This window comes from Pseudoalteromonas sp. G4, assembly GCF_028875915.1.
Taxonomy (GTDB): Bacteria; Pseudomonadota; Gammaproteobacteria; order Enterobacterales; family Alteromonadaceae; genus Pseudoalteromonas.
Genome location: NZ_JAPEHW010000019.1, coordinates 14,660 through 29,005 on the forward strand (window position 1 = coordinate 14,660; position 14,346 = coordinate 29,005).

General features: G+C 41.4%; 16 protein-coding genes. All 16 read right to left on the minus strand.

The features are described 5' to 3' along the window. Position 1 precedes the first annotated feature (1 nt). From ON073_RS08125 to ON073_RS08200, 16 genes are read right to left on the minus strand one after another with little or no spacing between them, the layout of a single operon-like run. Positions 2 to 1,225, minus strand: coding sequence for a beta-ketoacyl-ACP synthase (locus tag ON073_RS08125; protein WP_274761385.1), 1,224 nt, complete (start codon positions 1,223 to 1,225; stop codon positions 2 to 4). Further along, positions 1,225 to 1,950, minus strand: a complete 726-nt coding sequence (fabG, locus tag ON073_RS08130; protein WP_274761386.1) for a 3-oxoacyl-ACP reductase FabG — start codon at positions 1,948 to 1,950, stop codon at positions 1,225 to 1,227. Before fabG ends, ON073_RS08125 begins: the two co-directional genes overlap by 1 nt. Further along, entirely contained in the window at positions 1,950 to 2,402 is a 453-nt protein-coding gene (locus tag ON073_RS08135) for a hotdog family protein (protein WP_274761387.1), read from the minus strand. Before ON073_RS08135 ends, fabG begins: the two co-directional genes overlap by 1 nt. Positions 2,403 to 2,408: 6 nt before the next feature. Next, a complete protein-coding gene (locus ON073_RS08140; RefSeq protein ID WP_274761388.1) occupies positions 2,409 to 3,596 on the minus strand; it encodes a beta-ketoacyl-ACP synthase in 1,188 nt (395 codons plus the stop codon). After that, the gene (locus ON073_RS08145) at positions 3,596 to 4,144 is read right to left on the minus strand and encodes a DUF3261 domain-containing protein (protein ID WP_274761389.1); all 549 of its coding nucleotides are present in this window, start codon (positions 4,142 to 4,144) and stop codon (positions 3,596 to 3,598) included. Before ON073_RS08145 ends, ON073_RS08140 begins: the two co-directional genes overlap by 1 nt. Then, positions 4,126 to 5,373 carry an NAD(P)/FAD-dependent oxidoreductase gene (locus tag ON073_RS08150; protein ID WP_274761390.1) on the minus strand — a complete coding sequence of 416 codons (1,248 nt, stop codon included), beginning with the start codon at positions 5,371 to 5,373 and terminating at the stop codon, positions 4,126 to 4,128. Before ON073_RS08150 ends, ON073_RS08145 begins: the two co-directional genes overlap by 19 nt. Beyond that, entirely contained in the window at positions 5,370 to 7,631 is a 2,262-nt protein-coding gene (locus ON073_RS08155) for a hypothetical protein (protein WP_274761391.1), read from the minus strand. Before ON073_RS08155 ends, ON073_RS08150 begins: the two co-directional genes overlap by 4 nt. Continuing rightward, on the minus strand, positions 7,615 to 8,154 hold the full coding sequence (locus tag ON073_RS08160) for an outer membrane lipoprotein carrier protein LolA (protein ID WP_274761392.1): 540 nt from the start codon (positions 8,152 to 8,154) through the stop codon (positions 7,615 to 7,617). Before ON073_RS08160 ends, ON073_RS08155 begins: the two co-directional genes overlap by 17 nt. Then, positions 8,147 to 8,578: an acyl-CoA thioesterase gene (locus tag ON073_RS08165; RefSeq protein ID WP_274761393.1), complete on the minus strand. Its 432-nt coding sequence runs from the start codon at positions 8,576 to 8,578 to the stop codon at positions 8,147 to 8,149. Before ON073_RS08165 ends, ON073_RS08160 begins: the two co-directional genes overlap by 8 nt. Then, positions 8,571 to 10,094: an HAL/PAL/TAL family ammonia-lyase gene (locus tag ON073_RS08170; RefSeq protein WP_274761426.1), complete on the minus strand. Its 1,524-nt coding sequence runs from the start codon at positions 10,092 to 10,094 to the stop codon at positions 8,571 to 8,573. Before ON073_RS08170 ends, ON073_RS08165 begins: the two co-directional genes overlap by 8 nt. 43 nt (positions 10,095 to 10,137) lie before the next feature. Further along, entirely contained in the window at positions 10,138 to 11,052 is a 915-nt protein-coding gene (locus tag ON073_RS08175) for an LpxL/LpxP family acyltransferase (protein ID WP_274761427.1), read from the minus strand. Between the two features lie 13 nt (positions 11,053 to 11,065). Further along, on the minus strand, positions 11,066 to 11,800 hold the full coding sequence (locus ON073_RS08180; RefSeq protein WP_274761394.1) for a glycosyltransferase family 2 protein: 735 nt from the start codon (positions 11,798 to 11,800) through the stop codon (positions 11,066 to 11,068). Positions 11,801 to 11,805: 5 nt separating this feature from the next. After that, the gene (locus ON073_RS08185) at positions 11,806 to 12,162 is read right to left on the minus strand and encodes an ApeI family dehydratase (protein ID WP_274761395.1); all 357 of its coding nucleotides are present in this window, start codon (positions 12,160 to 12,162) and stop codon (positions 11,806 to 11,808) included. Next, positions 12,155 to 13,474 (minus strand): AMP-binding protein, encoded by a 1,320-nt coding sequence (locus tag ON073_RS08190; RefSeq protein WP_274761396.1) that lies wholly within the window; start codon positions 13,472 to 13,474, stop codon positions 12,155 to 12,157. Before ON073_RS08190 ends, ON073_RS08185 begins: the two co-directional genes overlap by 8 nt. Positions 13,475 to 13,479: 5 nt before the next feature. Continuing rightward, the gene (locus ON073_RS08195; protein ID WP_274761397.1) at positions 13,480 to 14,079 is read right to left on the minus strand and encodes a COG4648 family protein; all 600 of its coding nucleotides are present in this window, start codon (positions 14,077 to 14,079) and stop codon (positions 13,480 to 13,482) included. 5 nt (positions 14,080 to 14,084) lie between these two features. After that, a complete protein-coding gene (locus ON073_RS08200; protein WP_274761398.1) occupies positions 14,085 to 14,333 on the minus strand; it encodes an acyl carrier protein in 249 nt (82 codons plus the stop codon). Positions 14,334 to 14,346 lie beyond the last annotated feature (13 nt).

The following is a 14,346-nucleotide window of genomic DNA, read 5'->3' on the forward strand; positions in this document are numbered from 1 at the left end:
TTTAATTCCAGCGCTTAAAGATGAGAGATGTATTAATACCACCAAACGCAAAATTATTACTCATCACATAGTCAGTGGTGATTTCACGCCCGTCAGCACGAAGATAATCCAGTGGTGCACATTCTGGGTCGATATTATCAAGATTAGTGGTACCACTAAACCAGTTGTCGTACATCATATGAATACTGGCCCATGCTTCGATTGCACCACAGGCACCTAGAGTGTGACCTAAATAACTTTTAAGTGAACTGATAGGCACTTCACCGAGCGCGTTAAATGTGGCGTGAGATTCAGCAATATCACCACGATCTGTTGAGGTGCCATGCGCATTTACGTAACCAATTTGTGATTTTTCGATAGCGGCATCCGCAATTGCTTGTTCTATAGCAACTTGCATCGTTTCACTGGTAGGTTGCGTAACGTGCTGGCCATCAGAATTACAGCCAAAGCCAACAATTTCAGCGATGATATTGGCACCACGCGCTTTTGCATGTTCCAACTCTTCCAAAATAAACGTACATGAACCTTCACCAATCACCAGTCCGTCACGGTCTTTATCAAAAGGGCGAGGTGTCTGTTTTGGTGTTTCGTTTTTACAGCTTGTTGCGTACAGGGTGTCAAATACAGCAGCTTCAGTAACGCAAAGTTCTTCTGCACCGCCTGCTACCATTAATTTTTGACGACCAAATTTAATCGCCTCATATGCATAACCAATACCTTGCGAGCCAGAAGTACAGGCGGAACTGGTAGTGATCACTCGCCCTTTTAGACCAAAGAAAACGCCCACATTAACCGGTGCGGTGTGTGCCATCATTTGAATGTAACTGGTTGCCGTAACCCCAGTCATCTCACCCGTATCCATCATGCGGCCAAAAGAAACAAGGGGTGATGTCGAGCCAATTGATGAGCCAAAAGCAATGCCCGTATCGCCGTTTGTCAAAGATGGGTGGTCTAGTAATCCGGCTTGTTCAAGGGCAAGCTCCGTGGTGCGCGTTGCCATTAGGGAAACACGGCCCATTGAACGGATTTTCTTACGTGGATAGTGCTTTGGCTTTTCAAAGTGTTTAATTGGCGCAGCTAAATTGGTATTTAAACCATTAATAAATTCCCATTCCGGCATGTTTTCAACTGCATTAACACCGGTTTTTAAAGCGGCTTTGAATGTCTGCCAATCATCGCCTAGCGCGGTGATTGCCGACATGCCCGTTACAACGACACGTTTCACTACACTAACCCACCGTTCACAGAAATCACTTGGCGCGTAATGTATGCGGCATCGTCAGACATTAAAAATGATACCGTACCTGCCACTTCTTTTGGCTCTGCCATACGACGCATCGGGACCATTTTGAGAATTTCATCTACCGGTAAATCATCAACCATATCAGTTGCAACAAGCCCTGGAGCAACACAGTTAACGGTAATTTTGCGCTTTGCCACTTCTAAAGCAAGTGCTTTTGTGGCACCAATTAGTCCAGCTTTAGCAGCGCTGTAATTCACTTGACCACGGTTACCTGCGATACCAGAAACCGATGCCATAGTAATGATGCGACCGCCTTTTCGCGTTTGGATCATTGGCATTACTAATGGTTGAACTACATTGTAAAAACCATCAAGCCCAGTTTCGATGACTATATCCCACTCTTCACCTGTCATTGCAGGAAAAGCTGTATCGCGTGTCACACCAGCATTACATACTACACCATAATAGGCGCCGTGCTCTGCAACATCGGCAAGTAAACTTTCTTTCGCTTTTTCGCGATCACACACATCAAATTGACAAACCGTAACGTGGCGTCCGAGGGCTTCTATTTGCTCTTTTACAGCAAGCGCGGAATCTATGCCGCTGCGGCAATGTAAAGTAATATCAAAGCCATCTTCAGCAAGTCTTAATGCAATGGCTTTGCCGATACCACGACTTGAGCCAGTTACTAATACACGTTTTGTCATTATTGTTCCTTTAAAAACTGCACAGGATCTTCCGGTTGAAACACGTTTATTTTTGCCTCAGCAAGTAATGTTTCGCCATCGGCAATATTGCATTCGAATACACTTAATCCGGTTTCTTCTTGAAATAATTTTTTTATTGAAACCGACAGTGTTTGACCCAATTTAAATTCAGGTGAGAATGTTTTGTATTTACGCGAGCCAATCAGAAAACCAATTTTAACTGCAGCATTGTCATCAAGTGCTAATGCACCAGCATATGCTGCGATAGATTGTGCCATATATTCAGTGCCAATGTAACTTGCAACTGTTTGAGTTTGCTCGTTATAAAATGCAGATTCAGCGGTGATATCCACTTCACAAACAGCCGAATCTTGATCGTAACTAACTAAGCGCGATAATAAGATCATTGGATCAGCATGAGGCAATACCGCCTCAATCGAATACTGTGTCATGTTGTGCTATTTTCCAAAAATTAGCGATACGTTGTTGCCACCAAAGGCAAACGAATTAGATAAACAGCGCCCTATTTTACCAGAAGTTTGACCAGCTGCGAGTTTAATTGCTGCAAGTTTTTCATCTAATTCGGCACTCGGGTGATTTTCAGGCAACATATTTTCGCTATTTAAATCACTTAGCAGCAACCAACACAGCCCAGCTTCAAGTGCGCCTGCGGCCCCTAATGTATGGCCGGTAAGCGCTTTGGTTGAACTAACCATACAGTCAAAACCAAGTGCATTAATTGCATTTGCTTCCATTTCATCGTTTTTAGGTGTGCCAGTACCGTGTGCGTTAATGTAATCAATATCTGTTGCGTTTAGCCCTGCATCAGTAAGTGCTTTAGACATACTTGCAATTGCCCCGCGACCCGATGGCTCTGGTGCAGAGACATGATATGCATCAGAACTTTCACCAGCGCCTAAAAGCTGTATTGCTGAATGCGCTTTGCTGCTCTCTTTAGTCATCACAAAAAGTGCTGCGGCTTCACCAATATTAATGCCATCTCGACCTGCATTAAATGGTTTACAATAGCGCTCTGCTGTCGACTCAAGCGCTTTAAAGCCGTTAAGCGTCATTTCACATAAACTGTCTACACCACCACATAACACAATGTCAGCAATGCCTGATTGTAATAGCCCTTTTGCACTAACAAGTGCTTTGCCGCTAGAGCTACAAGCAGTAGAAATAGTATAACAAGGCCCTTTCGCACCGGTTATGTGCGCTAAAAATTCACTTGGTGCATGTAATTCTTGCTGACGATAATCAAACTGATCAGGGTATTTCCCTGTGTCTGAGAATACTTTATAAGCGCTTTCACCTTCGCTAATAGCACTTGTACTGGTGCCAAGCACAATGGCAATACGCGATTTTGCAACGTCTTTGCAAAGCGCTTTAAAGGTTTTCTCAATCTGCAAGTAAGCGGATAATAGCAATTGATTGTTGCGAGTATTAAAAAAAGAGTCCGCTATTTCAGGTAACTCTGCTTTCACAGCACCCACTAAAAAGGCTGTCCCATCATTGCCAGTTTTGGCAAAGGGTGAAAGCACATTTTGCTGCGACAGCTTTGGGTCACATAGTGCTGCCATTACACTTTCTTTGTTATTACCTAGGCTGCAGATGAGTCCTAAATCGTTTAACGCTACTGCCATTATTCTTTAATCTCTTCAATCGTGATTGTGTAGTGACGACGCAAATGGTTGATAGTGATTTTATTGTCAGCGTATGAAATAACCATAAGCTGACCGTTTGTATCGGCAACTATGCGCTGTTGTTTGCTCGCTTTTACAAGCGCCCCATCTAACCCTTTGTTTATTGTGCTAATTGGCCAACTGGCAAGTTGCATATCTGCCAACATATGGCTTGGATATAATGCTAAACCTGGAATATGTTTTTCCAGCGTATAGCTACCATCTTTTAATAGTGACATTGAAAACAAACTGATCCCTTGCGGTGTTAATGCAGCGAAATTCAGCTGCTCTCCCTGTAACTCACTTTGCAACAACAGTGATTGTTGCTGGTTTTCGCGTGTTACCGTAACCAGTTGTAATGAAGATTGTATTGGCCAATTATCCGGTACTGCTTGTAATTGATAACTAACAAAGTCGTCAAGTGGCACACGCTCGGGTGAATGCACACTTGAACAACCTATAAGTAATGCGATACAAACTGCCAGTAAGGCTATTGATACTCTTTGCATAACTTCGCTAAAACGTCTAAACGGCGTTCGCTTTGTGCGACATACGGATTACTAGTATCCCACGCGTAGCCCGCTAGAATCGAACACACCATTTGCCTTATCTGCGGATCTTGTTCTTTGTGGAAAATAACATCTTGGAAACGACCGTCATACCACGCAGTAACAAAGGTTTTAAAACAATCGACACCTTGTTTTAAAGGTTTTGCATAGTCATTTTCAAGGTCAACCTCTTTCCCTTCGAGTAAGTCATTGACTACTGGCGCAATTAAACATGCTGAACGAAGTGCAATTGTTACACCACTTGAGAAAACAGGGTCTAAGAATTCACCTGCGTTGCCTAACAGAGCAAAACGCTCACCGTGCAAACGGGTAACATCCGCAGAGTAACCTTTTATTTGCCTTGCAGGTGCAATGGCTTTAGCATTTTTAAGTAAGCGCGACAAATTAGGCACTTGATTAATGTAATCAAATAAAATGGCATCGTGTTCACGCTCTGGACTAATGACTTTACTTGGTTCAATTACTACACCGACACTTGCAGTGCCATCTGAGAACGGAATAAGCCAATACCACACATCAGGATGCTTAGGGTGTACAGTGATTAAAATTTTATTGCGATCAAAGTTAGCGTCATCAATGTTATCTTCAACATGGGTGAAGTATGAACTACGCACAGGAAATTTTGACGGTTTTTCTAAATCGAGTAAACGCGGTAGTACACGGCCAAAGCCACTCGCATCTAATACAAATTTTGCTTCGATAGTGTATGTTTCGCCACTGTCATCAATCACCATTAAACGCATGAATTCAGCATGCTCTGTTACCTCTAACACTGTGTGTTGGTAACGAATGATAACACCTTGCTTTGCCGCGCCATCGGCAAGTAATTTATCAAAGTCTGCACGTTTAACTTGATAGGTCGTGCCCGGTCCCTCAGTAAACTTATCGGTAAAGTCAAAAAAGGTGTGTTCACCTGATTTTTCGAAAGCCGCACCATTTTTAAACTGAAAACCAAGGGCATCCGCTTTTTCATGTAAATTATCAACTAAACCCGCTTCGGCTAAATACGTCATGCACTGCGGTAATAAGCTTTCCCCGATAGAAAAACGTGGAAACGTTTCTCGTTCAAGTACAATAACTTGCTTTCCTTGTTTATTTAACAAACTACTTGCAACGGCACCAGAAGGACCTGCGCCAATAACAACTACGTCAACCTTTTCTACCTTCATTTCCTTTCCTTGACAATACAGGGAGCCAAAAAGTAAAGACTCACCAACCCTATCACTAAGGTCAAACCAAAACTAAATACTGCTGGCGTTTTGCTAAAAATTAAGATGCCAAACACCAAACAAGATGAACACAATGATAAACTTATCGCTTGCAAGTTACTTTGACATAACCCTTTACTACGATAAAAAATAAGGTAATCAATTGCTAGCGCTAAAATTAAAATTGTCGCGAGATAGTTAAATAAGTTAACCGCACTTTGTAACCAACTTGATAGCAATAAAGCACATACGGTAACTACACAAATAATCAGCCCAGACAAAAGTGCCGTCGCAAAATCAAAACGAAGTGCCATTACAATCATCGCAACCAAAGCGCTGAGCACCATCAACCCCATCACTGTAGTGCGATAATGACCTAATGCATCAGAAATTTCTTGACGTTTATCAAGTAAATATAAAAAAGATGAATGGGTTTCGGTTAACTGCTGTAACGTTTGCTTAGGTAACATATCACTATTAAACCAAAGCACTGTCGCAGCCTCATTTTGTGCCACTTTATGTACTTCTGATAATTGTGCTAATGGCGAACTTTCAAATTCACTTACTGTCAGCGGTGAATAGTTTTGCAGGCTAACATTAATCCCTAAGGCATTACTTACATCGCTATAGTGCCCTGATGCTACTTTATTAGTTAGCGTTGAGTATGTCGCCTGTTGTGACGATAACGACGGTAAATAGTTTGCTAAACTTTGTACTTTTACTGTCTCTGCATGTGTTTTTACCCATGCATTGATGGCCTCTTGTTTTTCTAATGCATCTTGCATTGAACTGCCAACAACTAAAAAGTGATGCTTATCACTTTGACCAAAGAGTGCTAAATTAAGTGATTCATTGCGCTTTAACTCATCACTTGTGCCACTTAAAACCGTAACATCATCTTGATGAATAATGGGTTTTAACATCAAGCCAACAGCAACTAAAAAGACTGCTAAGCCGAGTATTTTCGCCTTATAGCGATTAATTAATTCGAAACTGTCGGCCCAAATAATACGCGGCATTGTGATATTTAAAACGATAAACTTTTGGCAATAAAGCGCAAACATTAGTGCGCCAAGTAAACCAAAAATCATAAACACAGCAACTTGCTGTAATAACGCCATCGGCGAGAAGCTGTAAAGCGCATACCCAGCAGCTGTGGTGATAAAACCAAGTACTAAACTCGTTGTAATAGAAACCTTTTCAGCGCAGAGCACGTGAAACAAATAATCAATCGCCACACCAATTAAGGTGATTGAAAAAACTAAACCGATTAACTCTACGGTATCAAAAGCCATCACTAACGCCGTCATGCCCCATAAACAGGCATTAAAAATAGTGACAAACATTAATCCAACGACGGTTAAGTTGCGAAAGAACACAAACACCAACAAGGTAACAGAAAACAAGCTAATCAAACCAAAAGTTGAGATTTCATACTCTGCTTGCTGTGCATTTTCACTGCCGTGAAAAGCAAAACCTGAGTAATAAATAGCGCTATTAAAGTCGCTTTCTATTTTTTTTATTATCTCTTTAATGTCTTCGGTTAATTGAATGCTCTGTGAGAAATCCGCGCCATTCTCACTTAACATAAAACGAACAAAATAAAACGTCGATTGGGTTTGTTCTTGATTAAACCCCAGCATATGTTTTGTGTTTAACGCCTTTTTATATATGCCATCTTCTTGCTGCAGACCACCAATCTGAGACACCGTATTTAAAAAGCTTGCTAGGGCTAATGTTGGGTCATTTTCAAGGGAACTTGCGCTTAAAGTACTGTCTGGTTTTGTTAGTTCAGCCAAAGTGTAATTAAGAAGTTCTCTTGGCTCAGACACTTGGCTTGGATAATTACTGGCCATCAAACTGCCCGGATAGCGAGAGTAAAAATCCACTACTTCATCAAGTGCTATATCTGGTGGGGCAATATAGGTTAAAGTCGATTTAAATTTTAAGGCATTCGTCAAAGCCTCAATGGCTAACTTATTATTACTGCTAAATACTAATTGGCTTGAGGAACGTTGTTGAATGGTATTTTTTGCGTCTTTAAGCGAAGGAGATTCGAGCTGTGCTGCACTTGGCACAACGGCTAAAATATCGCTGCTAAATTGCGTTAAGCCTTGTTGAAAACGAACGCCAATAGTTGTGATACACGCAAATGCAAGCAACACAAATGCAAGTGCATAGCCATAACGTAGCACGTTTGGATTAGTTTGCTTGACCATAACTTAGATTTATCTCTGTAACATGCCCTGCTGTCTCACGCAAAACAAGCTTAGAAATTGTTCCTTGCCCACACAAACGCACTTCACTGAAAACCTGATCTAACGGTGCTTTTGCTGTTAAGCCCATGCAATCGCTATCCACATTATTAACGCTTAAGTAATTAGACAGTAGCTTTGGGTCTTGCAGTAACAAAGCTTGTAATAACGGAATATACATATCTGCGTTATTCATTTTGCTTGTGGTACCAAGGTGATCTTCGCTATAAACGCCACTGTCGTCCATGCGAATAATGGATGCAACCGGTGAGACTTGTTGCCATACAAACCCTGTGTTGTTGGCATTGAAAACACCTTTTGATACCAGGCTATTTTTGAGTATTTTTATTTTTTTGCGCTGCTCAAATTCGCCAAATACTTCCGTTTGCTTCACCAAAGATAATGTTTCAAATGCCTCAGTCATAGTGTCCTTTGCGTTAACCGCTAGAGACATAACACACACAAGCAACATCAATACACTACGCATTTATCACCTTTGCTAGTTTTTCTATCAGTGCTGGCGGGCTAACATATTGCATTTCGCCATCACTAATACTCACCGCTACTTGAACTGAATACCCTTTTGTCAGTTTTGCACCGCTCTCTTTACAGCTGATGACATAATCAATTTTTAAACGGTTTTCATATTCTTTTAAATAAGCAGAGACCACAATTGTCTGACGAAAACGTGCTGGTTTGATGTATTTACAACGCATATCGATAATTGGCCACATATAACCAGACTCAGCCATTTCATCATAGTCGTAATCAAATTCACGTAACAGTGCACAGCGCGCTACCTCAAAATAACGCGCATAATTACCATGCCAAACCACCTGCATTGGGTCGCAGTCATGAAATGGCACATCAATCTCAACGTGTTTTGTTAAAATCGCTCCGCGACTATCCATATAACTTCCACTTTTGTTGTTGAATCGCATCAATCGTGTCGCGTAAGGTGCGCTCTAATGGGCGATCTTCATCAAGGTTCGGGAAATAACCCGTAATGTCGTTATACATGTCCATTAGGCCATTTGCCAAACTATCAGAATCTACTTCGCCGCGCTCTTTTCTGATTCGTAGTGCCTGAATTGACGCAAGTAATGTGCTTGCAAGTACTTGCTCAGTTAGTTGAATAACGCGTAGTGCATCACGCGCAGCAATTGTGCCCATGCTGACTTTATCTTGGTTATGGCATTCGGTTGAACGCGAAAACACACTAGCCGGCATGGTGAGTTTTAATGCCTCCGCTGTATAGGCAGATGCGCCAATTTGCACCGCTTTAAAACCGTGATTAATGTATTGACGCTCAGGATCACCATTTGACAGATTGCTCGGTAAGCCATTATTAAATTTACTATCAACAAGTGATGCGATTTGACGATCAGCTAAATCTGCTAAATTGGCTACCGCTGTTTTTAAGGTATCCATTGCCATTGCAATATGACCACCGTAAAAATGTCCACCGTGTAACACGTGCTCGCCAATACCATCAATAATTGGGTTATCGTTTGCAGAATTTAACTCATTTTCAATTAGCTGACGTAACCACGGTAAGGTATCAGCTAACACACCAATAATGTGCGGCGCACAACGAATAGAATAACGGTCTTGTAGGCGATCAGCATTGCGTGGATGAGTATGATAATTCAAGTCATCACGGATCCAAGCAGCAACTTGTTGTTGCCCAGCATGCGGTTTTACTGAGAATAAAATATCATCAAAATGGTGTGAGTTACCCAATAAACCTAAACTGCTAAGCGATGTTAAACGCGTCGCTAATTTCACAAGGTACTCTGCGCGGCTGTATGCAAGGCAAGCAAGAGCGGTCATTACCGCTGTGCCGTTCATAATTGCCAGACCTTCTTTTGGTCTTAAGGTGAGCGGTGTTAGGTTCAGCGCTTTCATTACATCACCACTATTTGCCACTTCGCCATTAAAATACACATCGCGCTCGCCCACTAAGGCACCTGCAACATAGGAAAGTGGGGTTAAATCACCACTTGCTCCCACTGAACCTTCTTGAGGGATAACTGGCACTACATCGTGATTTAAGTACTCTTTTAATAACGACAGCATATCCCAGCTAACGCCGGAGTAGCCTTGAGCTAATGAGTTTAAACGCGTGGCTAAAATTGCACGGCCTTGCTCTTTGGTGAACACATCCCCTAATCCACAACCGTGAAAACGGGTTAAATGCAGTGGTAATTCATTTACTAATGAAAGAGGTACAGCGCGCGTTACTGAATCGCCATAGCCTGTTGTCACACCATAAATTACGCCGTCTTCGGCAAGTAACTTATCTAAAAAGGCAACGCCTGCATCAATGCGCTGAGTAAAGTCAGTATCATTCGACAGCTTAGCCTCTGAATGTCCTTTTGCTATCGCAACAATATCTTCAATTGAAAGCGGTCCTTGGCCAAACATAAGTGGCCTTTTTTGCTGTTGATTAATCACTTCTTACTCCGACCTAATCACGACTGACTTGTTTATCGTCAGTCCAAAAATCATAAAAATTAAACCATTGATAAGGATATTCACTGGCAAAATGCCCCAACCTATCGGAAAAATGCTGAATGGTTGTTTGTAAATCCTGTTGTCTGGTTTTACGGTTAAACTTTAATTTATCCGCAACTTTTTCAAAAATAACCTGATACTGGTTATCCGTTTTTAAACAAAATAAATAATATACTGGGCACTCTAACAAACTCGCCAAAATAAATGGCCCTTGTGAAAAAGGCGCAGGTTTACCCAAGAAATTACAATAGTTTACTCTTCCTGCTACCGATGAGCTAGTGCGATCGCCAACGATTACTATAACTTCACCTTGCTCTATTTTTTGTTTTAGCAAAATAGCCAGTGTGGGACTCATATCCGTCACTTGAATCAGATTAACTTGCGCATCATTATTTATTTGCTTAAGCACTTTATTAAATTCAACTGCATGATGAGTAAACACTAATACATTTATGGTTACCGCATAACGGCCTTGGCTTAGCGCTCGGCATACTTCAAGGTTGCCTAAGTGAGAGCCAATAAAAATTGCGCCTTGCTTGCTTTGCTGTAGTTTGGTGAACTCTTGGTGGTTTTGGTATCTAATTGCATCGATTGAAATGCGCCCAAGCCATGCATCTATTTTATCAAAAGCCGAATCAGCAAATTTACAAAAATGTGTTAGTCCTTGCCAAAAACCAGCGCGAATAGGCTGCCCTTTGTAGCTTTCCACTTGGTTTAAAAAAGCAATGCTGGCTTTTCGTTGCGTTTTACCGGTGCAGTAAAAATAAAACACCACAGGAAATAGCATTAGCCATAACACCTTGCGTCCAACCAAGCGGTAAAAGCCGAGCAAAATACGCATACCAAGTAAGGTGCCGCGCTCTTGCATTGTTGACCAATGCTTAGCCACTAAGCTTTCTCCACAAAAGCTTAGGCATACGCACTAACATGCCAAAGAATAAACGGGTATGCATCCAACTGATTAACACATTATCTTCAAGGGCGCGAAAGTGTGAGCTGCCACCTTCTGGGTAAATCACTTTAGTAGGCATAAAAATACTGTTTACACCTCGCCAATACAAACGCACCATAATTTCAATATCGAAGTCCATGCGCTTGCCTAAACGCTTATCACGTAAAAGCGCTGCTGTTACGGCCACTGGATAGCAACGAAAACCACACATCGAGTCTTTAATGCTAAACGACAAAGTTTCAATCCATACCCAAAAGTGCGTGATATAACGGCTATATAAACGCACTTTTGGTACTGATTCGTCATAAACAGGGCGACCGCTAATAACGCTTGTTGGATTGGCTTTACCAAGATTTATCAAGGTTTGAATGTCGTTTAAATCGTGTTGGCCATCCGCATCCACTTGAATTGCATGGGTGAAGCCAAGTTTATCTGCGCTTAGTAAACCAGTTTGTACCGCGCCACCTTTGCCTTGATTGTGTTGATGCTCAATTAAAGTGAGTAATTCAAACTTCTTTTCACACTCTCGCATCACCTCTGATGCCTCTATTGATGAGCCATCATTTACCATAATAATCGGCAGCGCCAAGCCGCTTAACTCTGCTAGCACATCTTTAATGACAGCAACGTGGTTATAGTTAGGAATAACAATACAGGCGCGCATAACTATTAACTATGAAGTACAACACGGCCAGACGAATGCTGACCATGATCTGAATGAAAACTAAAGGTAAATTTATTGTCGCTTTTTTTCGTCAACGTAAGTTCTACCATGGAGTTTGCCACAATCACCACCTGAAACTTTAATACTTCAACATTTTCAACTAAATGAGAGCTTAACGAAAAATGCTCAATAGCATATTTCACCGCCCAATCTAATTGCACCACACCCGCTAATATCGGTGCTTCAGGGAAGTGACCATTAAAGTAATCTAGGGCGCGATCCACCCATAAAGTTAATTTAACACTATCGTCTTGTGTATCGATTGCTCGTACTTCAGGCAATGACTCTTTCAGCTTAGTCAAACAATTTCTCCAAATCGGCAAACACCAATTTGCCTTGGCTATTTACCGGTAATTCTTTTAGGTAACGGAATTTTCGCGGCATGCACACCGCCTCAAAACGCCCGGATAAAACCCGTTTTATGTGTTTATTGAGTGCCAGTTTACCGTTTTTATCCAATTCGCTAAAGCCATCTTCACTTAATGCTGCCACTAGTCCTAATTGTTGGCGCTTTCCACTCTTTAATAAAATGACTTTGCAATGGGTAATAAAGTTATCACTGCATAATGTGCGCTCTAACGCATCAAGATTAACCCGTTTTTCTTCGAGTTTAATGGTGCGATCTAATCGCCCTGACAATATAAACTGACCATCATCGAGCACCTCAGCAATATCTTGGGTAATAAACACATCATCATTAAAATAAGGTGAACGAACTGCCAGTTGCTGCTCATGATTGGCAACCGTGATGCCATTAAAGCACTGCCAAGGTGTTGGCTTATCAGCGATGACTTGGCGATAGGCAATGCCTCCGGTTTCAGTGCTACCGTAGATTTGCGTTGCGCCAATAGCTAGCTGTTTATAAAGCGTAATTGCACTTTCATTAGATAACGGTCCGCCCGAGGAAAAAATCCCAAGAATGTTCGCTTTGCAATTAATTAGTACATTGTCTCGAATTAGCCTGTCGATAAAGGCTGGGCTAGTAATAATCACTGAGCTTTGTTTTTCAATAAATATTTGTAATTGCTCAGGAAATTCAACAAAAGTAAATTCCGTTTTATAGCCTGCTAACACTGGCCAAAGCAACTTAAACAATAAGCCATAGATGTGTTGATGCGATACGGTTGCAATAATTTGGCAAGGCTTATCAAAACTAAAGGTGTGCTTTAAATTTGTTAATTCCGCGTTGATATGTTGCCAATGTTTTTCAATTGGCTTGCCATAACCAGTGGAACCCGATGTATAAAAGGTCAGCTTTCCTGTTTGCGGTAGTGTGATGTGCTCAATTGCAGAATGTGCGTTGTCTACAACATCCAACACTAACATGTCTTTGCTTAATTGTTTGCTGCCAGTAAAACTATCAACAAAAACATAGTCAGCAGCAAGGCTCGCAGTTTCAATGTTCTCAACTTGTCCATTTGCAGGAAAAATAATATCAAACCCAGCATGAGCTGCTGCCAACAAGCGGATTAAAAACTCCTCGCTGGATGCATGGTAAAGCACTAAGCTATTGCCACCAAAAGTGTGTTTATGGTGCTTTAGTGCCGCACTTAGTCTGCTTACTTGAGATGCGAGTAACTGATGTTCTTTCAAAAATGCGTTATCGGTAGGCATAAAAATTAAGACTGCAATCCATGGCGCTTTTTGGCAAAGTGGCGAACAATTAATTCACCTGCCATCAATAATCCCATTAAAATATACGCAACAAGCCCATTATATAGGGTCCAAAGCGCAATATCGTCACTCAAAATAGTGTAAGTGGCGATGATAATGTTGATACTAAAAAATCCACACCACACTTTTGTTACATTGCGCGTATAGGCGACAACATGCGATGGTAATGTGACGTTTTCTTTATCTTTAGCTTTTCGCTTTTCATCTAACAGAGCAAAACTTTCAATAACACTTGGCCCTTTGACTAATGAATAGGCAAAAGTGACCAGCATAGTGGCAGAAATCAATACCGGATAAAAAAGCGTGATTTTGCTGTTATTGAGTAGCCATGCAAGTAACACACACACACTACCCAATAAGGTTGCAGGCAACAGCCATGGCATGGTGTTACTGGCCGATTTACTAAAAAAGTAACGACCAATAATGGCAATTAACAGCAAAGGGGCAATACTGGACAAACTAAAGTGCTGCAACCCAAAGTAAATAAGTACTGGGTAGGCAAGCAATAAGCTTATAAAAAGCGTATTCAGTATTGCTTTTGTCATTGGAATTATTCAGTAACGAGTTTACTAACTTCGTTTACTACATCTTCCACTGTGCGAACTTGCTTGAACGCCTCGGGATCGATTTTTTTACCCGTGATTTCACGTAGTTTTACTACTAAATCAACCGCATCGATACTGTCCAGATCAAGATCTTGATAAAGATTGGCTTCTAAAGAGATATCATCCTGATCAATTTCAAATTCTTCCACCAAGATATCAGTTAATACTGCGAAGATTTCTTGTTGTGTTTTCATAACTTACCCGCTG

Coding starts and splice junctions, on each gene's coding strand:
- ON073_RS08140 (WP_274761388.1), bottom strand. CDS start 3,596: ATGGCAGTAGCGTTAAACGATTTAGGACTCATCTGCAGCCTAGGTAAT.
- ON073_RS08190 (WP_274761396.1), bottom strand. CDS start 13,474: ATGCCTACCGATAACGCATTTTTGAAAGAACATCAGTTACTCGCATCT.
- ON073_RS08180 (WP_274761394.1), bottom strand. CDS start 11,800: ATGCGCGCCTGTATTGTTATTCCTAACTATAACCACGTTGCTGTCATT.
- ON073_RS08160 (WP_274761392.1), bottom strand. CDS start 8,154: ATGCGTAGTGTATTGATGTTGCTTGTGTGTGTTATGTCTCTAGCGGTT.
- ON073_RS08135 (WP_274761387.1), bottom strand. CDS start 2,402: ATGACACAGTATTCGATTGAGGCGGTATTGCCTCATGCTGATCCAATG.
- ON073_RS08150 (WP_274761390.1), bottom strand. CDS start 5,373: ATGAAGGTAGAAAAGGTTGACGTAGTTGTTATTGGCGCAGGTCCTTCT.
- fabG (WP_274761386.1), bottom strand. CDS start 1,950: ATGACAAAACGTGTATTAGTAACTGGCTCAAGTCGTGGTATCGGCAAA.
- ON073_RS08165 (WP_274761393.1), bottom strand. CDS start 8,578: ATGGATAGTCGCGGAGCGATTTTAACAAAACACGTTGAGATTGATGTG.
- ON073_RS08170 (WP_274761426.1), bottom strand. CDS start 10,094: ATGTTTGGCCAAGGACCGCTTTCAATTGAAGATATTGTTGCGATAGCA.
- ON073_RS08175 (WP_274761427.1), bottom strand. CDS start 11,052: ATGCAAGAGCGCGGCACCTTACTTGGTATGCGTATTTTGCTCGGCTTT.
- ON073_RS08195 (WP_274761397.1), bottom strand. CDS start 14,079: ATGACAAAAGCAATACTGAATACGCTTTTTATAAGCTTATTGCTTGCC.
- ON073_RS08200 (WP_274761398.1), bottom strand. CDS start 14,333: ATGAAAACACAACAAGAAATCTTCGCAGTATTAACTGATATCTTGGTG.
- ON073_RS08145 (WP_274761389.1), bottom strand. CDS start 4,144: ATGCAAAGAGTATCAATAGCCTTACTGGCAGTTTGTATCGCATTACTT.
- ON073_RS08155 (WP_274761391.1), bottom strand. CDS start 7,631: ATGGTCAAGCAAACTAATCCAAACGTGCTACGTTATGGCTATGCACTT.